General features: G+C 65.9%; 22 protein-coding genes. 7 read left to right on the forward strand and 15 right to left on the reverse strand.

Annotation, left to right across the window (positions count from 1 at the left end; translation table 11 throughout):
* Positions 1-38: 38 nt before the first annotated feature.
* The 9 genes from kduD to CG471_RS03250 all read right to left on the reverse strand — a co-directional run bounded on the left by kduD (position 39) and on the right by CG471_RS03250 (position 8,014).
* Entirely contained in the window at positions 39-794 is a 756-nt protein-coding gene (gene kduD, locus CG471_RS03210) for a 2-dehydro-3-deoxy-D-gluconate 5-dehydrogenase KduD (RefSeq protein WP_037508047.1), read from the reverse strand.
* A gap of 49 nt (positions 795-843) precedes the next feature.
* Positions 844-1,683: a 5-dehydro-4-deoxy-D-glucuronate isomerase gene (gene kduI, locus CG471_RS03215; RefSeq protein ID WP_099230585.1), complete on the reverse strand. Its 840-nt coding sequence runs from the start codon at positions 1,681-1,683 to the stop codon at positions 844-846.
* Between the two features lie 79 nt (positions 1,684-1,762).
* Positions 1,763-2,401: an LUD domain-containing protein gene (locus CG471_RS03220; protein ID WP_099230587.1), complete on the reverse strand. Its 639-nt coding sequence runs from the start codon at positions 2,399-2,401 to the stop codon at positions 1,763-1,765.
* Positions 2,398-3,813, reverse strand: coding sequence for a lactate utilization protein B (locus CG471_RS03225; RefSeq protein ID WP_099230589.1), 1,416 nt, complete (start codon positions 3,811-3,813; stop codon positions 2,398-2,400). The genes CG471_RS03220 and CG471_RS03225 overlap by 4 nt, the downstream gene beginning before the upstream one ends.
* The gene (locus CG471_RS03230) at positions 3,810-4,568 is read right to left on the reverse strand and encodes a (Fe-S)-binding protein (protein ID WP_099230591.1); all 759 of its coding nucleotides are present in this window, start codon (positions 4,566-4,568) and stop codon (positions 3,810-3,812) included. The genes CG471_RS03225 and CG471_RS03230 overlap by 4 nt, the downstream gene beginning before the upstream one ends.
* Positions 4,565-5,536: an alpha/beta hydrolase gene (locus CG471_RS03235; RefSeq protein ID WP_099230593.1), complete on the reverse strand. Its 972-nt coding sequence runs from the start codon at positions 5,534-5,536 to the stop codon at positions 4,565-4,567. Before CG471_RS03235 ends, CG471_RS03230 begins: the two co-directional genes overlap by 4 nt.
* The gene (locus tag CG471_RS03240) at positions 5,533-6,339 is read right to left on the reverse strand and encodes a rhamnogalacturonan acetylesterase (protein ID WP_099230595.1); all 807 of its coding nucleotides are present in this window, start codon (positions 6,337-6,339) and stop codon (positions 5,533-5,535) included. The genes CG471_RS03235 and CG471_RS03240 overlap by 4 nt, the downstream gene beginning before the upstream one ends.
* 65 nt (positions 6,340-6,404) lie before the next feature.
* Positions 6,405-7,169, reverse strand: a complete 765-nt coding sequence (locus CG471_RS03245; protein ID WP_099230597.1) for an SDR family NAD(P)-dependent oxidoreductase — start codon at positions 7,167-7,169, stop codon at positions 6,405-6,407.
* Between the two features lie 17 nt (positions 7,170-7,186).
* Entirely contained in the window at positions 7,187-8,014 is an 828-nt protein-coding gene (locus CG471_RS03250; protein ID WP_004209343.1) for an IclR family transcriptional regulator, read from the reverse strand.
* Positions 8,015-8,148: 134 nt separating this feature from the next.
* Between CG471_RS03250 and rhmD the strand changes: the two genes are divergently transcribed.
* The 7 genes from rhmD (at position 8,149) to CG471_RS03285 (ending at position 14,984) form a co-directional block, all read left to right on the forward strand.
* Complete coding sequence (gene rhmD, locus CG471_RS03255) at positions 8,149-9,369, forward strand: L-rhamnonate dehydratase (protein ID WP_017500963.1); 1,221 nt, start codon at positions 8,149-8,151, stop codon at positions 9,367-9,369.
* Positions 9,370-9,396: 27 nt separating this feature from the next.
* Positions 9,397-10,254: a fumarylacetoacetate hydrolase family protein gene (locus tag CG471_RS03260; RefSeq protein WP_099230599.1), complete on the forward strand. Its 858-nt coding sequence runs from the start codon at positions 9,397-9,399 to the stop codon at positions 10,252-10,254.
* Positions 10,251-11,000 carry an SDR family NAD(P)-dependent oxidoreductase gene (locus CG471_RS03265; protein ID WP_097385001.1) on the forward strand — a complete coding sequence of 250 codons (750 nt, stop codon included), beginning with the start codon at positions 10,251-10,253 and terminating at the stop codon, positions 10,998-11,000. The genes CG471_RS03260 and CG471_RS03265 overlap by 4 nt, the downstream gene beginning before the upstream one ends.
* Positions 11,001-11,175: 175 nt before the next feature.
* Positions 11,176-12,078: an amidohydrolase gene (locus tag CG471_RS03270; RefSeq protein ID WP_099230601.1), complete on the forward strand. Its 903-nt coding sequence runs from the start codon at positions 11,176-11,178 to the stop codon at positions 12,076-12,078.
* Complete coding sequence (gene rhaT / locus CG471_RS03275; protein ID WP_099230603.1) at positions 12,075-13,139, forward strand: L-rhamnose/proton symporter RhaT; 1,065 nt, start codon at positions 12,075-12,077, stop codon at positions 13,137-13,139. The genes CG471_RS03270 and rhaT overlap by 4 nt, the downstream gene beginning before the upstream one ends.
* Positions 13,139-14,179, forward strand: a complete 1,041-nt coding sequence (locus CG471_RS03280) for a glycoside hydrolase family 43 protein (RefSeq protein WP_099230605.1) — start codon at positions 13,139-13,141, stop codon at positions 14,177-14,179. Before rhaT ends, CG471_RS03280 begins: the two co-directional genes overlap by 1 nt.
* Entirely contained in the window at positions 14,166-14,984 is an 819-nt protein-coding gene (locus tag CG471_RS03285; protein WP_099230607.1) for an alpha/beta hydrolase, read from the forward strand. The genes CG471_RS03280 and CG471_RS03285 overlap by 14 nt, the downstream gene beginning before the upstream one ends.
* A 92-nt stretch (positions 14,985-15,076) precedes the next feature.
* On the opposite strand, the gene CG471_RS03290 is transcribed toward CG471_RS03285, so the two are convergent.
* The 6 genes from CG471_RS03290 to CG471_RS03315 form a co-directional block, all read right to left on the reverse strand.
* Entirely contained in the window at positions 15,077-16,126 is a 1,050-nt protein-coding gene (locus tag CG471_RS03290; RefSeq protein ID WP_099230609.1) for a LacI family DNA-binding transcriptional regulator, read from the reverse strand.
* Between the two features lie 46 nt (positions 16,127-16,172).
* Positions 16,173-17,138, reverse strand: coding sequence for a family 43 glycosylhydrolase (locus CG471_RS03295; RefSeq protein WP_099230611.1), 966 nt, complete (start codon positions 17,136-17,138; stop codon positions 16,173-16,175).
* Positions 17,135-18,325: an SGNH/GDSL hydrolase family protein gene (locus CG471_RS03300; protein ID WP_099230613.1), complete on the reverse strand. Its 1,191-nt coding sequence runs from the start codon at positions 18,323-18,325 to the stop codon at positions 17,135-17,137. Before CG471_RS03300 ends, CG471_RS03295 begins: the two co-directional genes overlap by 4 nt.
* A gap of 29 nt (positions 18,326-18,354) precedes the next feature.
* Positions 18,355-19,869, reverse strand: coding sequence for an MFS transporter (locus tag CG471_RS03305; protein WP_017500972.1), 1,515 nt, complete (start codon positions 19,867-19,869; stop codon positions 18,355-18,357).
* A 108-nt stretch (positions 19,870-19,977) separates the two neighbouring features.
* Positions 19,978-22,410, reverse strand: coding sequence for a glycosyl hydrolase 115 family protein (locus CG471_RS03310; RefSeq protein ID WP_099230615.1), 2,433 nt, complete (start codon positions 22,408-22,410; stop codon positions 19,978-19,980).
* The gene (locus tag CG471_RS03315) at positions 22,410-23,990 is read right to left on the reverse strand and encodes a glycoside hydrolase family 28 protein (RefSeq protein WP_099230616.1); all 1,581 of its coding nucleotides are present in this window, start codon (positions 23,988-23,990) and stop codon (positions 22,410-22,412) included. The genes CG471_RS03310 and CG471_RS03315 overlap by 1 nt, the downstream gene beginning before the upstream one ends.
* Positions 23,991-24,017: the final 27 nt, after the last annotated feature.

The following is a 24,017-nucleotide window of genomic DNA, read 5'->3' on the forward strand; positions in this document are numbered from 1 at the left end:
CCTGCGCCCCCCTTAGGGAACGGGCGCAGGACGGGATATCAGCGGGCCAGCCAGCCGCCATCGACGGCGAGGACATGGCCATGGATGTAATTGGCCGCCGGCGAGGCCAGGAACACGGCCGCGCCGCCAATATCGCTGGGGTCGCCCCAGCGGCCGGCCGGGATGCGTTCCTGGATCTGACGGTTGCGGGTCTCGTCGGCCTGTAGCGCGGCGGTGTTGTTGGTGGCGATATAGCCCGGCGCGATCGCGTTGACGTTGACGCCCCTGGCCGCCCACTCGTTCGCCAGCAGCTTGGTGAGGCCGGCGACACCACTCTTGGACGCAGTATAGCTCGGCACGCGGATGCCGCCCTGGAACGACAGGAGCGAGGCGATGTTGACGATCTTGCCGCTGCCCTGCGCCAGCATGTGCCGCCCGGCCGCCTGCGCCAGGAAGAAGGTGGACTTCAAATTGGTGTCGATCACCGCGTCCCAGTCTTCCTCGGTGAAGTCGACGCTGTCGGCGCGGCGGATGATGCCGGCATTGTTGATCAGGATGTCGAGCCCGCCCAGCTTCTCGATCGTCTCGTCGACGACGCGCTGCACCGGTTCGATGCTGGAAAGATCGGCCGAGACGATCTCGGCCTTGCGGCCGAGTGCGCGGACCTTCTCGACGGTCTCTTCCGCTGGGGTGCGGCCGACTGCCGCAATGTCGGCGCCGGCCGCCGCGAGCGACAGCGCGATCGCCTGGCCGATGCCGGTATTGGCGCCGGTGACGATGGCGACCTTGCCACCAAGATCGAAGATAGTGCTCATGTCAGGACTCCCTGGCCCCTCCCGCTCGCGCGAAAGGGGCGAAAAACCGTCAGGCCAGCTGGCAGATGTCCAGCACGTTCATGTCGGTATAGTCCTGGTTCTCGCCGGCCATCGCCCAGATGAAGGCATAGGCCTTGGTGCCCGATCCCATATGGATCGACCAGGGCGGCGAGATCACCGCTTCCTCATTGGCCATGACGATGTGACGCATCGCATCGCCCTCACCCATATAATGGAAGACGCGGTCGGCATCGCCATCCAGCTCGAAATAGAAGTAGATTTCGCTGCGGCGCTCATGGATGTGCGGGGGCATGGTGTTCCACACCGAACCGGGCTTGAGGACCGTGAGGCCCATCACCAGCTGGGCGCTGTCGCAAATGCCGGGGATGACCATCTGATAGATGGTGCGCTCGTTCGATTCCTCCAGGCTGCCGCGTTCCAGCGTGGTCGCATCGGCGACCGAGATCAGCCGCGTCTTGAACCCCTTATGCGCCGGGCAGGAGGCAAGATAATAGCGCGCGCCGGCGCCGGCGAACTCCACGTCCTTGGCGCCCATCGTCACATAGAGGCAATCCTTGTTGCCCAGGGTGAAGACTTCGCCGTCGACGGTCACGGTGCCTTCGACGCCCGAGACATTGACGATCGCCAGCTCGCGCCGCTCCAGGAAGGGATGGCCCGCTGCCGAGGCCGGCTCGGTCTGCACCGGCAGCTTCACCGGGGCATCGACCACCGCCACGCCGCCGATCACGAAACGCTCGGCATGGGTATAGTTCAGCACGCATTCGCCGTCACGGAACAGCCCGCCGATCAGATAGCGATCCCGCAGCTCCTCGTTCGACACGCACTCCATCATGTCGGGGTGGGTCGCATAATAGGTCTTGTCGAACATCGGGAATCTCCATCTAAACTTTGGCGAAGCTTATAACGGCGCAGGCGGCGAATGTAAGCCTGTTTTCCCGGAATGTGGACTATTGTTCCGACATATGAGGAAAATCGCCGCGTAACAGGATGACATGCAGGAAGCGGGGACCATGGGCGCCGCGCACATAGGTGCCCTCGATATCGGTCGTGCCCGACACGCCCGTGATCCAGTAATGGGCGCGCGGTTGCGGCCCGGCGAGCGGCGCTTCCTCCAGCCAGGGGGCGATGTCGGCCACGCGCAGCAGCACCAGATGATGCAGCGTCAGGAAATTGGGCAGCATCGGCGCCTGCGGGCTGGTCTCGAACACTAGAGATCCGGTCTCGGCAATGCCCTTGCGCGCGATCGCCAGCGTCGCCGCCTCATCGGGGGCGGCATCCTGGTGCAGGGCAAAGCCGCTCCAGTCGCAGCCCGACAGGCGCGGGTCGGGCGGCAGGCAGAGCGCGCGCGCCTCGCCCTGCGCGTCCAGATAGCGCGCGACCGCTGCGGGCAAGTCGGATATCGTTTCGATAACGTCATGACTGGCGCTGACGCGGGGCAGGGCCAGCCGCGCCAGAAACTCCGCCTCGACATGAGCGACATCGACCGCCGGTCGCTCTGGCGTGCCGAGCAGCGCCGCAGCCTCCGCCGCTATGTCAACTTCGCTGTCATCTTTCAGCCGACCAAGGATGGCCTCGCGCGCATTCATCGGCCGTTTTCCTTGCGATATTGGTCCATGAAGGTCTGCGCCGCGGGCTTTGGCATATCGCGGTAGCGGGTCCAGCCGCCCGCCAGCGGCAGTGAACGGATCCAGCCCTTGCTGCCCAGCAGCCGCATCGCCCGCACCGCCAGGCCGGTGCCCATCCGATAGAGGCGCGGCCGGGTCGCGACCCAGGCCCATAGGACCAGACCAGCGCGCAAGGATTGCGGCTCCAGCCCCTCGCGCCAGCTCTTCTCGCGCCAGCCGCGCAGCAGCGTCGGCAGCGGGATCCGCACCGGGCACACTTCCTGGCACTTGCCGTTCATGGTGCAGGCATTGGGCAGGTCGCGGCTCTGCTTCAGCCCGTCCAGCACCGGGGTCAGCACCGCGCCCATCGGTCCCGGATAGGTGCCGCCATAGGCATGGCCGCCAATCTGCCGGAACACGACGCAATGGTTCATGCAGGCGCCGCAGCGGATGCAGCGCAGCATCTCGGCCAGCCCGTCCTCGCGCATCCGGGTGCGGCCATTGTCGACCAGCACGATATGCATCTCTTCCGGCCCGTCCCGGTCGCCGGGGCGCTTGGGGCCGGTGTAGAAGGTCGTGTACTGGGTCAGGGCCGCGCCGGTCGCCGATCGCGCCAGCATCCGCAGCATATGCACGGCATGGGGCATGCTCGGCACGATCTTCTCGATCCCGGCGGTCACGATATGGACGCGCGGGGGAACGAGCGACAGCTCGGCATTGCCCTCATTGGTGACGGTGCAGATCGCGCCGGTATCGGCGATCAGGAAATTGGCGCCGGAAATGCCGACATCCGCGCCCAGCATCTGCGTGCGCAACTCGCGCCGCGCGCTTTCCGCCATGGCGGCGATCGTCTCTTCCTCATGCGGCGTGCGATGCTTCGCCTTGAACAGGGCGGACACCTGTTCGCGGGTCTTGTGCATTGCCGGCCAGATGATGTGCGAGGGCCGCTCGTCGGCCAGCTGGATGATATGTTCGGCAAGGTCGGTCTCGACCCGGCCGATCCCGGCCTCGGCCAGCGCATGGGGCAGGCCGATCTCCTCGCCCAGCATCGACTTGGACCGGGCGACGCTCTTGGCCTTCGCCGCCTTGCACAGGGCGATGACGATGTCGCAGGCTTCGTCGGCGGTACGCGCCCAATGGACCTTCGCCCCGGCGGCGATGGCATTCGCCTCGAACTGCTCCAGATAATGACCCAGATGGGCGACGACATGGTCCTTGATCGCCGCCGCGCGGGTGCGCGCTGCCTGGAAATCGGGAAAGGCGTCGACCGCGACCGCGCGCTTGGCCTCGGCCGTGCCCGCCGTCCGCTCGACCGCGACCTTCAGGATGCGGTCGGCCAGCGCCGTATCGGCGCGCGCCTTGAAGCTGGCCGCCTCGGCCGGTGCGCCGCTCATGCCTCTTCCCCGATCGCCGGGCCATCGCCCATGCCCGCGATCAGCTCGATCGCGTGGAAGGCGCGGACCTTGCTGCCTTGGCGGTTGAGCTTGCCGGCCATGTTCATCAGGCAGCCCAGGTCGCCGGCCAGCAGCAGGTCGGCGCCGGTCGCCTCGATCGCGTCCGCCTTCTCGCCGACGATCGCGTTGGAAATGGCGGGATATTTGACGCAGAAGGTGCCGCCGAAACCGCAACAGGTCTCCTCGCCCGCCAGCGGCGTCAGCTCCAGCCCGGCGATCGGCTTCAGCAACCGGCGCGGCTGCGCCTTGACGCCCAGCTCGCGCAGCCCCGAGCAACTGTCATGATAGGTCGCCTTGGCCTCCATCTGCACGCCCTCGGGCTTCCACCCGCATTGCTCGTCCAGATAGGCCATGATCTCCCATGTCTTGCTCGCCACCGCCTGCGCGCGCGGCAGCCACTCCGGATCATGCTCGAACAGCTCCGGATAATGGCAACGGATCGTGCCGCCGCACGATCCCGACGGCACCACCACCGCTTCATAGGGTTCCAGCGCGACGATGGTCTGCTTGGCCAGCGCGATCGCATGTTCGGTATCGCCGCTGTTGAGCGCCGGCTGGCCGCAACAGGTCTGGCCCTCGGGCACGACCACGTCGCAGCCCGCCGCCTCCAGCGCGCGGATCGCGGCAAAGCCGATGCGCGGGCGCATCATGTCGACCAGGCAGGTGACGAACAGGGCAACCTTATGCTGGGTCACACGCCATGCCTCTTGGCAAAGGCCAGGAACAGATCCGGCCAGGGCGCCGCCGACTGGGCCTGCGCCGTAATGCCGAAGCCATGGCCGCCATTTTCGAACAAATGGCATTCGGTCGGGATCTTCTGCGCCCGCAGCGCCGCCAGCATGGCGATGCTGTTGTCGACCGGCACCGCCGGATCGTCGATCGCATGGGCCAGGAATATCGGCGGCGTCTGCGCGCTCACATCCTGGTCCAGCGAATAGGCGCGCATCCGCTCCGCGCTCGGATTCTCGCCCAGCAATTGCGTGCGCGACCCCTTGTGGACGAACGGCCCCTCCATCTGGATCACCGGATACATATAGGCGGCGACGGCGGCCTTGACCGGCTCGCGATCGGCGGCATCGACCGGCTTGTAGCTTTCCACCGGCGCCCGGCTGGTCAGCCAGGCGGCCAGGTGCCCGCCGGCCGAAAAGCCGATCACGCCGACCCGGTTGGCGTCGAATTTCTCCTTGGCCGCCATCGACCGCACCAGCCGCAGCGCGCGCTGCGCATCCTGCAGCGGCGCCTCGGCCCCGGCGGCCCAGCCATCGGCGGGCAGGCGATAGAGCAGCACGAAGCAGACATAGCCGGCCTCGGCAAAGCGGCGCGCGATCGAATAGCCCTCATGGCCGATCGCCACCCGGCTATAGCCGCCGCCGGGGATCAGCATGATCGCCGCGCCATTGGGTTTTGCCGGCCGCAACAGGGTCAGGGTCGGGGTCACGATATGGGCGAACACGCCATCGTCAGGCCCGCTGTCGGGTCGGCGCAGCGTCTCCACTTCCTTCACCGTCACATGCTCGCTGCCCGGCGCCTTGCCCGGCCAGATCGGAAAGCGGACGAATCCCTGGGGCAGCGGAAAGCTCTGCGCCAGTGCCTCGCCCATCGGCGCAAGCGCGGCGGCAACGGCAGCGCCGGTCAACAGGCCGCGACGGTCAAGCATGGTCATTGGCATTCGGTCCTTCCCAGCGGCGTGGTCCGATCGAGTGCCGGCCGGCTCGCCAGTACCTTGGCCGAAATCGGCAGGTTCAGCGCCTTGAGGCCACCGGCGACCAGATCGGCGACATTGCGCGCGCCCAGTTCGCTGAAATGGGTATCGTCATCGATCCCCTTGGGGAAGCCGGGCATCTTGTCCTCCGCCTTGTAATGGAGGAAATAGGCCTTCGCCTTGTCCGGCCCGGCCCGGTCGACCCAGGCACGCGACAGCGCTTCCAGATCGATGATCGGCACATGCGCGTTCGCCGCCAGCTCGCGCATCACCGCGGAATATTCGGCGAAGTCGGCCTTGGCCTTGCCGTCGGCGCCATAGCTGCGCCGCGTCACCGGCGTCACCAGCACCGGCGTGCCGCCCGCGCTGCGCACGTCCCAGATGAAGCGCAGCAGATTGTTGCGATAGTCGGTCTGTGCCGGCGCCCAGCGCTGCGGCTTGGCGCGATAGGCGTCATTATGGCCGAACTGGATCAGCACCGTGTCGCCGGGCATCAGCTCGCTCATGAGTTTGGTCCAGCGCCCTTCCTCGATGAAGGTGCGGGTCGACCGCCCCCCCATCGCATGGTTGGATACCCGCACCTCGGGCGACAGGCCGCAGCCCAGCATCATGCCCCAGCCGGTCTGGGGATAATTGCCCTTCTTGTAATTGGCCGCGGTCGAATCGCTGGCGATCAGGATCGTGTCGCCCGGCTGCGTCGCCAGCGCCGGCAAGGGCGTGGCCAGCAGGGCGAGGGCGGCGGCGGCTTTGGTGACGATCCTCATCGGCGATGTCCTGTTTCCTGAATACCGTCATCCCCGCTTTCGCGGGCATGACGGCGCTCAATATCTTATTGCAGGTTCACATACATGCCGCCGTCGACCAGCAGCGCCGCGCCGGTGACATAGGCGGCCATGTCCGACGCCAGGAAGACGATCGGCCCGGCCAGGTCTTCGGGCGCGCCCAGGCGGCCGAGCGGGGTGCGCTTTTCCATATATTCGCGCTTCTCGACATCGGCCAGATCATCCTTGTTGATCTCGGTCAGGATGGTGCCGGGCAGCACGCTGTTGCAACGGATGCCATATTTGCCGAGCGCAATCGCCGTGGACTGCATCAGCGAATGCACGCCCGCCTTGGTCGGGGTGTAATGCGTCTGATACTCGCCGCCGACCAGCGCCGAGATGGAGGAGACGGCGACGATCGACCCGCCATGGCCCTGCTTCACCATCTGCTGCGCGGCCGCCTGCACCATGAAATAGGCGCCGTGCAGGTTCACCTTGAAGGTGCGCTCCACCACGTCGACCGGCATGTCGAGGAAGCCATGGAACGGGCAGATGCCGGCATTGCTGACCATCACGTCGACCTTGCCGAACGCCTCGACCGCCTTGGCAACGAAGTCCTGCGCGGTTTGCGGATCGGCGACATCGCCCTTCACCGCGATCGCGCGCTGGCCCAGCGCCTCGATCTCGGCGACGCAGCTGGCGGCCGGGCCGTCGCTATGGGCATAGTTGATGACGACGTCGGCGCCATGCTGGGCGGCGCCGATGGCGGCCGCCCGGCCGATGCCGGTCGATGCGCCGGTGACGAGGACGGTCTTGCCTTCAAGCAGCTTCATGCGAGCATTTCCTTGGATTAGCGCCGCACCGGGCGGCGGGGGGATTTGACGCCGGGGGTCCAGCCCAGATCGGCGCTGACCTTCTGCGCGGCGGCGCGGACCTCGTCGCTCAGCGATGCCATGCGCTCATCGTCCATATATTGGGCGGCGCTCGACAGGCTGATGGCGGCGACGATCGCGCCCGATGCATCGCGGATCGGGGCGGCGACGCAGCGTATCTGGTCCTCATTCTCTTCCAGGTCGAACGCGCGCCCGGCCGCGACATAGCCGCGCATCCGCTCCAGCCATGTGGCCGGGTCGGCATCATGGGTGCCGTTCTCCCGCTCGCTCTCCAGCAGCCGGGTCCAGCCCGCCTCCGGATCGTCCAGCATCAGCGCCTTGCCAAGGCCCGTCGAGGTCAGCGGATGGCGATCGCCGATCCGGCTCGAAATCTCGACCCGGCGGCGGCCGGGGATCTTGTCCAGATAGAGCGCCTGGTCGCCGTCCAGCCGGCCCAGATGCACCACATCCTCGCTTGCGGCGGCCAGCGCTTCCAGATGCGGGCGGGCAATCTGCACCACGTCGGCCTGGCTCTGCGCCAGGAAGCCGAGCTGCAGCAGCTTGGGGCCAAGCTGATAGCCCTCGCGCGGCAGGAAAGTCAGGAAACCGCGCTCGACCAGCGCATTGGCGAGGCGATGGGTGGTGGAGCGCGTCAGGCCCATGCGCTCGGACAGGTCGGCAAGCTTCACCGGCCCGTCGATCACCTGGTCGAGCAGGTCCAGCCCGCGCTGAAGGGTCTGCGACCCCTGCGTCTTCGACTTTTCCTCTCGCGGACCCGATTCCGGGTTTGACGTATTTTGTCTCATCTACTAACACTCTATCCCACAAAATGAGAAAAACAAGGGTGTAGGAGAGGCCGGACGCGATTCTTCCCCTCAATTGCCCCACGTTGTGCGCATTTTGTCCATATGGTGGAAGTGTTATTGCCCATCCCCTTGCGATGGGTCTGGCCCAAGGGAGTTTCAGCGTGCCCATCGTGACGTTGCCGAAGATCAAGCATGTCCGCGCCTTCACCGTGCGCGGCGGCGGTGCCGATTATCATGACCAGGGCGAAGGCCACTGGATCGACGATCACATCGCGACGCCGATGTCGAAATATCCCGAATATCGCCAGTCGCGGCAGAGCTTCGGCATCAATGTGCTCGGCACCTTGGTGGTGGAGATCGAAGCGGAAGACGGCACCGTCGGTTTCGCCGTGACGACCGGTGGCGAGCCCGCCGCCTATATCGTCGAAAAGCATCTCGCCCGTTTCCTCGAAGGCCGGTCGCCTACCGACTATGAGAAGATTTGGGACCAGATGTATTTCTCGACCCAATATTATGGCCGCAAGGGCCTGGTCATCAACGCCATCTCCGGCGTCGACCTCGCGCTCTGGGATCTGCTCGGCAAGCTGCGCCAGGAACCGGTTTATCATCTGCTCGGTGGCGCGGTCCGCGACGAACTGCAATTCTACGCCACCGGCGCGCGCCCCGACAAGGCGAAGGAATTCGGCTTCATCGGCGGCAAGATGGCGCTCCACCACGGCCCGGCCGAAGGCATTGAGGGCCTCAAGAAGAATATCGCCGAACTGGCCGACATGCGTTCCAAGGTCGGCGATGATTTCTGGCTGATGTGGGACTGCTGGATGGCGCTCGACGTCGACTATGCCACCCGCCTCGCCATCGCCGCGCATGAGCTGGGCCTCAAGTGGATCGAGGAAGCGATCAGCCCGGACGATTATTGGGGCTACCAGCAGCTCAAGCGCAACGTGCCCAAGGGCATGCTGGTCACCACCGGCGAGCATGAAGCGACCCGCTGGGGCTTCCGCATGCTGATGGAAATGGATTGCTGCGACATCATCCAGCCCGACGTCGGTTGGTGCGGTGGCGTGACCGAACTGCTCAAGATCAGCGCGCTCGCCGACGCCCATGGCAAGATGGTCGTGCCGCATGGCTCGTCGGTCTACAGCTATCATTTCGTCATCACCCGCCACAACTCGCCCTTCGCCGAGTTCCTGATGATGCATCCGGGGCCGACGGAAGTGGTGCCGATGTTCCACCCGCAATTGCTGGGCGAACCGGTGCCGGAAAATGGCCGCATGAAGGTGACCGCGCTCGACAAGCCGGGCTTCGGCGTCGACCTGAACCCCGACATCGCGATGCACCGTCCCTATACCCACTGATCGCCTGAACAGAGAAAGAGTGATCCCATGAAATTTGTTCGTTTCGGCCAGCGTGGCCAGGAAATGCCCGGCGTGATCGATGCCGAAGGCAAGATTCGCGACCTCTCCGGCGTCGTCGCCGACCTGACGATCGAGAGCCTCGCCGCCGCCAAGGGCGTCGATGTGGACTCGCTCCCCGTCGTCGATGGCGACCCGCGCTATGGCGTGCCGGTCAAGGGCATCGGCAAGATCGTCGCCATCGGCCTCAACTATGAGGACCATGCGATCGAATCCAACCTGCCGATCCCGACCGAGCCGATGATGTTCATGAAGGCGCTGTCGTCGCTCAACGGCCCCAATGACGAAGTGATGCTGCCCAAGGGCGCGACCCATGGCGACTGGGAAGTCGAACTGGGCGTCGTCATCGGCGAAACCTGCCGCTTCGTGTCGGAAGAAGAGGCGCTGTCGAAGGTCGCGGGCTATGTCCTCGTCAACGACGTGTCGGAACGCTTCAACCAGAAGCAGCGCGGCACCCAGTGGAGCAAGGGCAAGGGTCATGACACCTTCTGCCCGGTCGGCCCCTGGCTGGTGACCGCCGACGAAATCGGCAACCCGCAGGATCTCGACATGTATCTCGACGTCAATGGCGATCGGATGCAGACCGGCAATACGAAGACGATGATCTTCAACGTCGCCCAGCTCATTTCCTATGTCAGCGAATATATCACCCTCTATCCGGGTGACCTGATGATCACCGGCACCCCTCCGGGCGTGGGCGAGGGCAAGAAGCCTGAGGCCGTCTACCTCAAGGCCGGCGACGTCATGGAACTGGGCATCGCCAAGCTCGGCAGCCAGAAGCAGAATGTCGTGGAATGGCGCCACCTGGGTGACGAGGTGCTCGGATGAGCGTCTTTTCCGGACGCTATGAAGGTCGCTGCGCCATCGTCACCGGTGGCGCCTCGGGCCTGGGCAAGCTGGTCGCCAAGCGCATCGTCGAAGAAGGCGGCAAGGTGGTCCTGTGGGATCTGAACGCCGACGCCCTCGCCGCTGCTAGCCAGGAAGTCGGCGCGACCCATGTGGTTGCGCTCGACGTCTCCGATCAGGCCGCCGTCGCCGCCGCCGCCAAGGCCAGCGCGGATGCGCTGGGCAAGATCGACGTCCTCGTCTGCTCGGCCGGCATCACCGGCGCGACCGCCACGGTGTGGGACTATCCGGTCGACAGCTGGCAGCGGGTGATCGACATCAACCTCAATGGCCTCTTCTACTGCAACCGGGAAGTCGTGCCCTTCATGCTCGAAAACGGCTATGGCCGGATCGTCAATCTCGCCTCGGTCGCAGGCAAGGAAGGCAATCCCAACGCCAGCGCCTATTCGGCCAGCAAGGCCGGCGTCATCGGCCTCACCAAGAGCATCGGCAAGGAACTGGCGGGCAAGGGCGTGATCGCCAATGCGCTGACCCCGGCCACTTTCGAAAGCCCGATCCTGGAACAGCTGCCGCAGAGCCAGGTCGACTATATGCGCTCGAAGATCCCGATGGGCCGGCTTGGCCTGGTCGAGGAATCGGCCGCCATGGTCTGCTTCATGGCCAGCGAGGAATGCAGCTTCACCACGGCGTCGACCTTCGACACCTCGGGCGGCCGCACCACCTTCTGACCCAAGCCTCTACGCGGCGCGACCGGCCATCCAAGAGCCCGGCGCGCCGCGATTTATGCCAGTTTCTCCCCGTTCGCCCTGAGCCTGTCGAAGGGCAGGCTGAGCGAAGCCGAAGCCTTCGCTACGCTCAGCCCGAACGGAAAGAGGCTGCTGAACTGTTCGTGGGAGAGGACGCATGATCCCCTTTGTCGATGCCCATATCCATCTGTGGGATCTCAATCATATCCGCTACGACTGGCTGAACCCGCCCTTTTCGGACGATGGCCCCAATGGCAGCGTCGAGCCGATCGCCCGCAATTATGGCGTGGCCGACTATCGCGAAGACCTTGCCCGTTGGAACGTCATCGGCGCCGTCCATGTCGATGCCGGCGCGGCTGCGGAAAGCGCGCTGCGCGAGACCCAGTGGCTCGACACGCTCGCCGCCGTAGATGGCCTCCCCACCGGCTTCGTTGCCTTCGCCGCCCTCAACGACCCGGATGTCGATGCGCTGCTGGCCGCTCAGGCTGCCCATCCCCGCGTCAAGGGCATCCGCCACATCGTCAACTGGCATGCCGATCCCCAGCGCACCTATGGCCCGGTCGACCTCACCGTCGATCCGCAATGGCAGGCGGGCTATGGCCTGCTCGCCAAACATGGCCTCTCCTTTGACCTGCAATGCTATCCGGGGCAGATGCCCGGCCTCGTCCCGCTGATCGAGCGGCATCCCGACATCCCGGTCATCATCAACCATATGGGCATGCCGGTGCTGACCGACCCGGATGGCCTCAACGACTGGCGCCGGGGCATGAAGGCGCTCGCCGCGCTGCCCCATGTCGCGGTCAAGCTGTCGGGCATGGGCTTCATCCGCCGCGACTGGACCATGGCCGGCATCGCGCCACTAGTGCATGAGGCGATCGACATGTTCGGGACGACACGCTGCGCCTTTGCCAGCGACACGCCGACCGACAAGCTGTTCGGCCCGATCGACCGCTATATGGAATCCTATCACGCCATCGTGTCGGATTTCCCCGAAGCCGATCGCCGCGCCATGTTCGGCGGCAACGCCAATCGCCTCTATCGCCTGGGACTAGATCTATGACCCCCAATCCTCTGCTCGGCGTCCTCTTCCACTGGCTCGGCGGCTTCGCCTCGGCCAGCTTCTATGTCCCCTTCCGCGGCGTGAAGCGCTGGAACTGGGAGATTTTCTGGCTGACCGGCGGCATCTTCTCCTGGGTGATCGCGCCCTGGTTCTTCGCCTCGGTCCAGACCAATGACCTGATGGGCGTGATGGCACAGGTGCCCTCGTCCGTCGTCGGCTGGTGCATCTTCTTCGGCTTTCTCTGGGGCTTTGGCGGTCTCACCTATGGCCTCACCATGCGCTATCTCGGCCTCTCGCTCGGCATGGCGGTGGTGCTGGGCCTCTGCACCGTCTTCGGCACGCTCATCCCGCCGATCTTCGACGGCAGCTTCATGACGGAAATTGCCGGCACCCTGCATGGCCAGATCGTCCTGCTGGGCCTTGCCGTCACCGTGCTCGGCATCGTCGTCGTCGCCCGCGCCGGCGCCCGCAAGGATGAGGCGCTTTCGGCCGAGCAGAAGGCCGCAGCCGTCGCCGAGTTCGATTTCAGGAAGGGCATCGCCGTCGCCATCTTCTCCGGCATCATGTCGAGCTGCTTTGCCTTCGGCCTCGCCGCCGGTGAACCGGTCAAGGCACTGTCGGCCGCCGCCGGCACCGGTCCGCTCTGGACCGGCCTTCCCACCCTCTGTCTCGTCATGTTCGGCGGCCTCATCACCAACGCGCTCTGGTGCGGCTGGCTGATCGCCAGGAACAAGTCGGCGGGCCAGTGGGCCGGCGCGCCCGACGCCAGCGGCCAGCGCCCGAAGCTGCTGCCCAATTTCCTGCTCTGCGCGGTGGCCGGCACGGCCTGGTATTTCCAGTTCTTCTTCTACACCATGGGGGAAAGCCAGATGGGCCGCTTCGGCTTCTCCAGCTGGACGCTGCACATGGCCTCGATCATCATCTTCGGCACCTGCTGGGGCTTTGCCTTCCGCGAGTGGAAGGATGCCGCGCCGGCAGTCCGCCGCATGGTGTGGAGCGGCGTCGGCCTGCTGATCCTCGCCACCCTCATCATCGGCTATGGCAACAGGCTGGCCAGCTGATGCGCCGCTGGCTCGCCGCCCTGCTGCTGACGCTCGCCGCCCCGCTGGCAGCGGCCGACGCGCCGCTGCTGACATTGCATCTGCGCATCCATGATCCCTTCGTCGTGGCGGAGCAGGCGAGCCGAACTTATTGGCTCTTCTCGAAGAATGACCCGGCCGTCACCGGCGATCCGCGCATCGGCATCATGGCCTATGCCAGCACCGACCTCGCCCATTGGCAGACACCCAAGCTGGTCTTCGCCCTGCCGAAGGATGTTTGGGCCGATGACGGCGGCTGGGCGCCGGAGGTGCATCGCTGGAAGGGGCGCTATTATCTCTTCGCCACCTTCCACAATGACAAGGCGGCAATCCCCGCCAGCGGCAAGCGCCCCACTTATCGCCGCGCCACCTTGCTGGCGGTGGCCGACCGGGTCGATGGCCCCTATCAGCTTATCCACAAGGGTGAGCCGGTCACCGGGCCCAATGTCATGACGCTCGACGGCAGCCTCTATGTCGACCCGGCCGGCAAGCCCTGGATGGTCTATGCCCATGAATGGCTGCAGATGGGTGTCGGCACCATGGAGGCGCTACCGCTGAAGGACGATCTCTCGCCCGCCGGCAAGCCGCAATTGCTGTTCCGCGCCAATGACGCCGATTGGGTGATCGGCCAGAAACAGCCCGAAGGGGACATGGGCTATGTCACCGACGGCCCCGAACTCTATCGCACCAAAAACGGCACCCTGCTGATGCTCTGGTCCAGTTGGGGGAAGGGCGGCTATGTCCAGGCGCAGGCTCGATCAAAATCGGGCACGCTTGCCGGCCCCTGGGAACAGCTTGGGCCGCTTATCATGCAGGACAGCGGCCATGGCATGCTGTTCCATGCCTTTGATGGCAAGCTGATGCTGGTCCTCCACCGCCCGTTCAAGCGGGCGATCGCCAAATTCTACGAAATGCGCGACGCCGGCGATCGGCTGGAGGTCGTGCGCGAGGCCGTGGAGCTGGATGGCGAAGCCTATCCCACCCATGGCTGCCCGATGGGAGTATCCGATGCTCGCTGCTGATCTGGTCTGGCCGCTGCGCGATGCGCCAAGCGGCGCCTTCGCGCTGGAAGACGCCAATGCCGCGCCCGAACAGGCGGTGGTCACCGCCGTCGATCGCCCGGTGCTGCTCGGCTATGCGCCCGACAAGCCCAATGGCCGTGCCATGCTCGTCCTGGGCGGCGGCGGCTATGTCGCGCTGATGGCCGGACGCGAAGGGGTTCAGGTCGCGCGCTGGCTGACGTCGCTCGGCTATCATGCCTTCGTCCTCATCCACCGCTTCCCCCATGCCGGCACCGGCCCGTCCGCGCCGCTCGACGATGCGCTCGCTGCGATGCGGATGATCCGTGCCTCCGGCCTGGCGCCCGATGGCGTCGGCGTCGTCGGCCTCTCCTCGGGCGGCCATCTCGCCGCCTGCCTCGCCGCGCACTATCCGGCGGACTGGGGCGATGTCGCGCCACAGCGGCCCGACGTCATGGTCATCGGCTATGCGCCCATCTCCACCAATGCCAAAGGCCGCACCATCGTCGCCGACAAGCCGCCGCTGCCGCCGGCGGAAAAGCAGGCGCTCTACGACGCGCTCCAGCCCGACGCGCAACTATTGCCCGGCCCGCCGCCGGCCTTCATCGTCTATGCCGGCAATGATCCGGTGGTGCCGGTCGAAAACGCCCATCGCCTCAGCCGCGCCTGGCAGGATGCGGGCGGCAGCGCGGAACTGCACATCTTCGCCGACGCCCCCCATGGCTTCGCGCTCGACACGCCGTATCAGCCCGTCTCGCTCTGGCCGCGCCTGTGCGAAGCCTGGCTCAGGCAGGTCGGCTTCCTGTAAACATCGCTGTCACCTTAAGCGGGCTTTGATCAGCCCGCGCGGCGCCTGAGCGGTTCAAGCTGCCGATGCGTCAACATGCTGGCAGCTTGTAATCAATGCCGTGAGGGCACGGCATCCGACTGGCGCCGGATCAGCTGATAATCCAGCTTCACCCGGCCCAGCGCCTCTTCGCCGGCGCCATCGTCCTGGCTGCTGAAATGGGCGCCCAGCAGGCCGATCGCCTCGCGCGCCATGTCGCGGATCGGCTGGCGGATCGTCGTCAGCGCCGGCCAGATCGCGCTCGCCAATGGCGTGTCGTCGAAACCGCAGATGGTGATGTCGCCCGGCACGTTAATCCGCCGCTGATGCGCCACCGTGATCGCCGCCGCCGCCATATCGTCGTTGCAGGCGAAGATGGCGCTCGGCGGCGTATCGAGGCTCAGCAACTGCTCGGCCGCGTCCAGCCCCGATCGATAGGAAAAGTCGCCCGGCACGATCCAGCGCTCGTCCAGCTTTATGCCCCGGTCGGCCAGGCAGTCGCGAAAACCCTGCAGGCGTCGGGCGCTGGCGCGGTGGCGGATATTGCCGGAGATGAAGCCGATCTGCCGATGGCCAAGGTCGATGAGGTGCCGGGTCAGGTCATAGGCGGCATGGCGATCGTCGGTCCCCACCGCCAGCATGCCGGGCACATCGCCATCGGGCGCGATGCCGACCACGGCGATGTCGCGCGCCTGCAATGCCTCGACCAGCTCAGCCCAGTCGCACAGCGGCGGCGGCAGGATGACGCCGGCGACATGCGCTTTCGACACCTGATCGACGATCTCCTTGGCAAAGGCGCCGGGCGCGCATTGCTCGACGACCAGATGCAGATGGCGCTGCGGCGCCTCGCCCAGCGCGCCGAGCAGCAGTTCGCCCAGATAGGCCGATGTCGTCGAATTGCTGTGCAGCAAGGCCACCCGCCGGTCGGCGCTGCCCACCAGCGCACGCGCCGACGCATTGGGCACATAGCCCAGATCCTTGACCGCCTGCTCGACTGCCTGTTGCGACTTGGCGCTGACCAGCGCCTTGCCGTTGATCGCGCGCGATGCGGTCATCATCGACACGCCAGCACGGGCGGCGACCTCGCGGATCGTGGGCGGCTTCTTCTTCGCGGCTTTCTGCATCGTCCATCTTCCTAGCCACTTTTACGGGCAAGGAAAATCGCGGCGATCAGGGCTTTAGTCGTATATGCGCCGGCGCATCGCGATCGACGCTGACGATCCCGTCCTTCTCGGTCAGTTCGGCGATCTGCAGCACCGACCGCCGTTTCCAGTCGGGATTGGCCTTGGCCTCATCCTCGCCCTCCTGATGGACGAAATAGATGATATAGGCCCGGTCGTCCGACACGATGATGTCGGGGTGCTGGCCCTTGGCCCGGTCGGTCGGGGCCTTGCCGGGCGTCGCCAATATATAGTCCGGCTGGCGCGTCCAGTGCGTCCCGTCGTCGGAGCGCATCACCAGCAGCCCCTTCCACGCGTCGGAGATCAGCCAATATTTGCCCTTCCAGCGAAACGCCTTGGGCCCTTCGCCCGGCGTATCGGTCAGCCGGTCCTTGACGCTCCAGTGGATGAGGTCGCTGCTGTCGGCAGTGCGGATCGCCTTGTTCATCCGCTCGTCGTTGAAGAACAACCGATAGCCGCCGCCCGGTAACGCCAAAACACTGGCGTCGATCACCCGGTCGGAGCCGAGATCGAGCCGCTCGCCACAGGTCCAGCTCTTGAGGTCCGGGCTGGTCAGATGGACGATGAAGCGCGGTGCATTCCAGTCGCGATAGACGCCCGGCACCACCGTCAGCCACATATGCCACTGGCCTTCCAGCCACTGCACTTCTGGCGCCCACAGCGTCTCGCCGGTGCAACTGGTCGGGATCGTCGCGGTGCCGCTATAGCGCCACCTGGCGCCGTCCTTCGACCGCGCCGTGCCGATCGCCGTGCCATGGACCCAGCGGACATCCTTGGCGTCCTCCATGGGCAGGTCGGCGCGGCGATTGGTGTAGAACATCACCCATTCGCCGCTATTGCGGTCATAGACGGTCGACGCATCGGCCGCGCCATCATGCACCGGATCGCGCAGCAGCGGCTTGGGCGCCACCGGCCCGCTCGCGGCGGCCGCCATCAACAGCAGCGATGCGATCATTTGAACAGCCTCAGGTCGAACGCATCGGCCATGACGCGGAAGCCTTCGTCATTGGGGTGCAGCGCGTCGCCGACATCATAGGGCTTGGCCATGCGCGACGGATCGGCCGGATCGGCCACCGCCTTGGCCAGATCGACGAAGCCGTCGGCCTCCTTGGTCGTGCGGATCCAGTCATTGACGGCGACACGCACCGCATCGCCCTCCGCGCTCCAATAGCCCGCGCCCTTATAGGGCAGGATGGTCGCCAAAATGACCTTGATATTGCGGTCATGCGCCCGCGCGATCATCTGGCGATAGGCGCCGATGACGGTCTGCGGCGTCAGCATCGGACGCTTGTCGCGCGCCGCCCCGCCCAGATCGTTGACCCCTTCCAGGATGACGACATGGGTGACGCCCGGCACCGCCAGCACGTCGCTGTCGAACCGCGCCAGCGCATTATAGCCGTCCGCCTCGCTCAGCAGCCGGTTGGCGCTGATCCCGGCATTGGCCACGCCCACGCTCTTGCGCCCCGCCTTCTGCAGCCGTTCGGCCAGCAGGTCGGGCCAGCGCCGGTTGCTGTCGGGGGTGGCGCGCACGCCATCGGTGATGGAATCGCCCAGCGTCACGATCGCCGTGCCGCGCTTGGTATTATCGACCTCGACCGCGGAAATCACCACGCGCGGCCCGATGACGGTCGGGCTGGTCAGCGTCTCCGCCCCGGTCTGGTCGCCCGGCGCGGTCCAGGTCGTCGCCGCCGAGTAGCTGTGGACGGTCGCATCCGCCGCGCCCTGCGGCAGATGGATGGAAATGCTGATCCGGGTCAGCGGCTTGACCGCCAGGTCGATCGGATCGCTCAACAGCGGCGCACGCGCGGGGATGGTCGCGCCCTGCGCCTGGTTGAAGGTCACGACATGGTCGCTGCCCGGCACGATCGCGCCATTCTCGCCGGCCAGCGCGACATGCACGCTGCCCACCAGCAGCGGATTGACCGACATCTCGTTCGACAGGCGGATGCGGATGCGCTGCCCGCCGCTCGACAGGCGCACGACCTGGCGGACGGTGCGGTCGTTGAGATCGGGATGCTTTTCCGGCGGGGCGCGGTTGACCAAGGGCGCCGCCATCCAGCTGCGCGACCAATATTGGGCCTGCGCCGGCGATGCGGCGACCATCGCCAGCAGCGCCGCACCCAATAGCATCCTCTTGCCCATGTCCCTCTCCCTTATTGTCTGACCAGCCCTTATTGCGCGACCGGGTTGCGGCCCCACAGCTGGTCATAGCGCCAGCCCGACAGATCCTCGACCACTTCGGCCGCCACCGGCGATGTCGGCGTGCGCGCACCGCTGCGCAGATGCTCGATCTCGCGCATCAATATGTCGTGCGTCGCCGGGCTCAGGCGGAATTTGGTCGACACCCAGATGCCCAGCCCCAGGCAGCCGACCGTGCCGACGCCCAGCAGCAGCGCCATGGTCAGGATCGCGCCATGGCTCTGTTCCGCCGCGCCCGACACGAAGCCGCCAGCCTGCATGATGAAGCCCACGCCCGCGACGGCCGCCGCCTGCGTCGCCTTGCGCACGAAGGTCATGACCCCGGCAAAGCTGCCTTCGCGGCGCTGGCCGGTCACGATCTCGTCGACATCGGCCATATAGTTGTAGGTCGCCCAGGGAATATAGTTGAGCGCGCCGCGGCCCAGGCCGCACAGGATGATCGGCAGCCAGATCCACGGGCTGGTCGCCGGCACGCCGGCAAACCACAGGCCGATCAGCGTCAGGCAGCCGACCGCGAAGTCGGCGGCGGCAACCTGATAGGCCTTGGCCGGCGATGCTCGCAGCGCCAGGTTGATGGCGATGATCACCGCCACGAACTGGACGATATACATGGTGCCCAGCAGGCCCGATGCGATCGCCGTCGATCCGGCGAGTGCGAAGATCACGAAGAAGGTGAAGGCCGCGTTGAAGATGTCCTGGCTGATATAGCCACCCAGATACATGCCCAGATGCAGGCGGAAGGCGCGGATGCGCATGGTGGAAAACAGGTTGCGGTAGAGCGCCTTCAAGGCCTGTCCCGGCCCGCCCGCGCCGACCGGATGCTGGCCGATCGCCTCGGCCGATCCGGGCAGATGCCGTTCCCAGCTGAACAGGTAGAGCAGCCCCGCCGTCACCATGAACAAGGCGGCAAAGATGATGCCCATGTAGAAGAAGGTGTCGGCGCTGTCGCGGCCCAGCGCGTTGATCAGCCACAGCGGCAGGAAGCCGGCCAGGATCGCCGATGCCTGACCGAACAGGATGCGCGACCCGGCGAACTTCGCCTTGGTGCGATAGTCGGTCGACATTTCAGCCGCCAGCGTCTCGAACGGAATGATCTCCATCGCATAGACCAGCTCGAACAGCACATAGCTGACCAGATAATACCAGAAGCCCTGACCCGGCAGCCACATCAATGCAAAGCTTGGCAGCAGCGGGATCGCGGCCAGGATGAAGAAGCGGCGGCGGCCGAATTTGCGGCCCAGCCAGGTACCGCCGAAATGGTCGGAAATATAGCCGATCATCGGCGAGGCGAAGGCGTCCAGGATGCGCGCCACGGCAAAGATGGTCGCCGCCTGCCCGGCGCTAAGCCCGCAGAATTGCGTGTAGAAGATCAGCACCCAGCCGGAAATGACCGCCATCGATCCCGCGCCCAGCACGTCGTTGGAGCCATAGGCGAGGTAATTTTGCAGGCGGACGGGACGCGCGGTGGATGGGGCAGTCTCGGGCAATTCAGGTCCTCCGCCTAGGGCAATGATCGGCGCTTGGGCTCTTGTTCTGACGCGCGCGGGCATATGAGATATATGCCACATAGTGAACGGCTATCACACGATATGAGACTAATGCAAGCCGTTCTCGGCCTTTTCTGCGGTCGCCGGCACGAAGCGGATCGCTTCGATCAGCACGCCGGAATCGGCGCGCTCCAGCGTCACGACATGCCGCCCGCCGCTCAGTCGTTGCGTTATCGTCATGGTCGCGCGATTGTCCAGCACCCCCATCGCCCAGTCGCGACTGCCGGTCTCGCGCCGACTCTCCAGCACCTGCGTCACGCCATCGATGCCGATGGTCAGGTGCAGTGCGTCGCCATCCTTGTCGGCATAGGTCGGCAAGATATCCACAAGCACGGTCCATTCGCCCGGCGGCAGGTCGATCGTCGCGCGACTCGACCCGACCTTGGTGCCCGGCGCCAGCATCGCGCCATGGCGACCCAGCCCCTCCACGCGCGTCCATCCGGCGAATCGGTCCGGCGTCAGCAGCGGCAGGGCAGGGGCGGCTGGCTGCGCCTTCGCCGGTCCGGCCGGCGGCGCCAGCGCATCTATCGGCGGCAGGATCACCGGCGTCTGGCGATAGCTGCGCCATTGCCCGTCCGCCGGCCCCACCGCCATGATTCCGCGCCATTTTCCGCCCGCCAGTTCGCGGTTGTAATAGGTCGTCAGCCTGTCAATTTCGCTGTCCGCGTCATGCGCGATCCTGCCACGCCGCGTCGCCTCGGCCAGGTCGCTGTCGCGGAGCCGGTCATGCGCCTCCGCCGCGAAGAAGCGCCGGTTGGCCGCCGCCGATGCGCGCACCGGATAGGCCAGCAATTCGTAGAAGGCGTCGCGCCGCTCGGCCGGGATCGCCGGCTCCACTTGCGCCAGCGTCGCTTCCATCGCCGCGAACGCCGCGAGCCGTGCATCCGCCTCGCCGATCGTCAGCGGGCTTTGCCGATACTTATCCACAGGCAGGTTCCACTGCAGATGCTCGGGCCGCCGGGCGAAATTCAGCCGATGATAATCGCGCAATATCCCCGCAATGGCAGGCGCCTGCGCGGCATCGACATTCTCCGCCGCCCAGTCGTCCACAAACTTATCCACAGGCTTTGCCCGCACCTTATCCACAGCCCAGGCGAGGCTCAAAAAATAGTCGGTGGCCAGCTCCGCCGGCTTCAAATCGCCGACATTGGCGACCCAGACCTGCCGCGCGCCGGCATCCCAGGCACGCCCCATTTCCTCCCGGATCAGCATCGGTGGGGTTGTGGATAACCATAGGTAGGAGAGCGGCGCACCCAGATAGGAGAGGTGATAATAGACGCCCGATCCGCCCTTGCGCGCCCGCTCGGCGGCATCCGGGAAGTGGCGGATATAGCCGAAATTATCGTCCGGCCACATCAGCGTCACATCGTCCGGCACCTTGAGGCCCGCGCGATAGACGTCCAGCACTTCCTTGTAGGGGGTGAAGACCTGCGGCGCGTCGGCCGCACCGGCCCTGGCCAGCATCGCCCGCTGGTCGGCAAAGATGCGCTCCAGCGTGGCGCGCCGTTCCTCGACCGTCTTGGGCCCCACCATGCCGCTGTCATGGATGCCGCGCATCCCCAGCGTCCAGATGCTCTCATAGCCGGCATTGCTGCGTACCCGCTCGTCCCAATAGCGCCGCACCCCGTCGGGGTTCTTGAGATAATCGAAATCCTCGGCCGGGGCGGTCCATTCGCCGACATTGTTGCGCAGCATCGGCTCGGCATGGCTCGATCCCATGATGATGGCATAGCGATCGGCCAGCGCCGCATTGGCCGGGTCGGCGTTGAAGGGCGTCGTCACCTTGTGCATCGCCGGCCATAGCAGATTGGCCTTGAGCCGCAGCAGCAGCTCGAAAACCTGTGCATAAGTCTTCGGCCCCAGCGGCTTTTCGCCGGGCGCATGACGGCCCGCGGCCCAGGGCACCAGCCCCCAATCCTCGTCATTCAGGAAAATGCCGCGATATTTGACCGAAGGCGGCCCGAAGCGCCGGGCATCCTTCGCGACATAAAGCGCATCGCGATGCAGCGGCGTCACATCGGCCCACCAGTGCCAGGGTGACACGCCGATCGCGCGCGACAGTTCATAGGCGCCATAGGCGGTGCCGCGCCGGTCGCTGCCGATGATCAGCAGCGCGCGCGCCACGCCGGGCGCCGGTCGCTCGACCGGTAGGATCAGGAAGCTCTCCCACGCGCCCTTCAGCTTCGCGACGTCGATCCGCTTGCCTGCCACCAGCCGGTCGATCGCTGCATTATGCCCCAGCGTGCCGATCCAGACCTGTGCCGCGCCGCCTTCGGCCGCGCCGGTGACCCGGCCAATATCCTGCTTCAGGTCATCGGCGGCAATCCGCACCACGGTGTCGTCGGCCGGATCGGTGACGATCCGTGCCGCCTGCCCCTGCGCCACCAGCGGGAAGTCCCCCCGCTGCGCCGCCGACCGCACCCAGTCCGCCGCCTGCGCCGGCGTAGCGCCAAGCAGCAGCAGCGCGAGCCACCAGCGCATCAGAAACGCACCATGCCGACCGTGTCGATCCGCCGGTCCGGCAGGTCGTGGATTGCGCTGCTGCGAAAGCCGGTCACATGCTCCAGCCGGAAGGCACCCGCGCCGCCCGGCATCTTCAGATAGGACCCGTCAAACCCCTCGACATGTTTCAGCCAGAAGGCCGGCCGCGCGTCCGCCGCCCGCGTCCGCACCTCGACATGGCTCAGGTCCAGATTGCGGGCATGACGGATGAAGAAGCCACTTGCCGGCAACGGCCCGAACCGGTCGGGATCGGGATAATCCTCTTCCTTCGCCGGAGGATCGATCGCCGCCATCGCCGCGTCGCCGCCGCCCGGCTGGTCGATGAAGATATTGCTGATCTGGACGTCCTCGACCGGATGTCCGGCCACGCCCGCGATGATCGACGGCAGCATCGACCCGCTCTGGCAGGTGATATTGTCGATCAGCACCCGCCGCATCGATCCCACCGCCGCGCCGGCCGGCCCACGCATCCGCCGGCCCAGCCGCAGGAACAGGGCCGGGCTGTGACAGCCGCGCATGGCGATGTTGCTGATCGTCACATCCTCCATCACCGCGCCGTCCACCGTTTCCAGCGCCAGCCCCCAGCATTGGTCGAACACGCAATTGCTGATCGTGATATTCTTGAACCCGCCATTGCTCTCCGTGCCGCACTTGATACGGCCCAGCAGCCAGGTGTCGCGATTGCGCGCCAGCGGCCGGAATGTCCCGTCCAGCAGCGTGCCGACGACATAGGATCCGCTGACATGGCAATTGGTGATGGTCACATTCTCGGTCGCGCGCGGATAGCCCAGCGCATAGCTGGACTTGGGCACGATCGCATCGTCATAGGGGGTGTTAAGCGTGCAGTTGCTCACCCGCACATTGCGGCAGCAGTCGATGTCGAAGCCGTCGCGGTTGGTGTCGACGGTGAGGTTGTCGATCAGCAGATTGTCGACCCCGGTGGCCAGCAGGGCGAAATGCCCGCCCTCCAGGATCGAAAAGTCCCGCAGCGCAACATTGCGACAGTTCTTGAGCGCGATCGCCTTGTTGCCGACGCCGGGCAGTTCGGCAGCCGGCCGATCCGTGTCGGGATGGCCCCGGCTCAGCCCCTTGCCCCAGATCAGCCCGTCGCCGCAGATCGCGATATCATGCAGCCCCTCGCCATGGATCAGGCTGTTGCGCCAGTGATTATGGCCATAATCCTGATAGGGGGCGATCGCCGGATCCTGCGGCTCGGCCGCGTCATAGCCGCCGCTGGCGAGGCCCGTCAGCGGCACTGATGCGGCCAGCAGGGTGGCGCCCCGGTCCAGCCATAGGGTGATGTTGCTCTTCAGGTGAATGGTATAGCTGGCATAGCGGCCGGGGGGCACATAGACGGTCCCGCCGCCGCGCTGCGCGGCAAAGGCGATTGCCCGGTCGATCGCGGGGCTGTCGATATGGCTACCATCGCCCTTCGCGCCGAAATCGCGGACATTGACGATGCCTTGCGGCAGGGCGCGGCCGAAAGCGGGCAGTGCCGCCAGCATGGATATGCCGGCGGCACCTTTCAGCAGGAAACGGCGATCGAACGGTCCTTCCATTTACCCCTCGATCCCCGTTTCCCGTGA

It is taken from the genome of Sphingobium sp. IP1 (genome assembly GCF_002708645.1).
Lineage (GTDB): Bacteria > Pseudomonadota > Alphaproteobacteria > Sphingomonadales > Sphingomonadaceae > Sphingobium > Sphingobium yanoikuyae.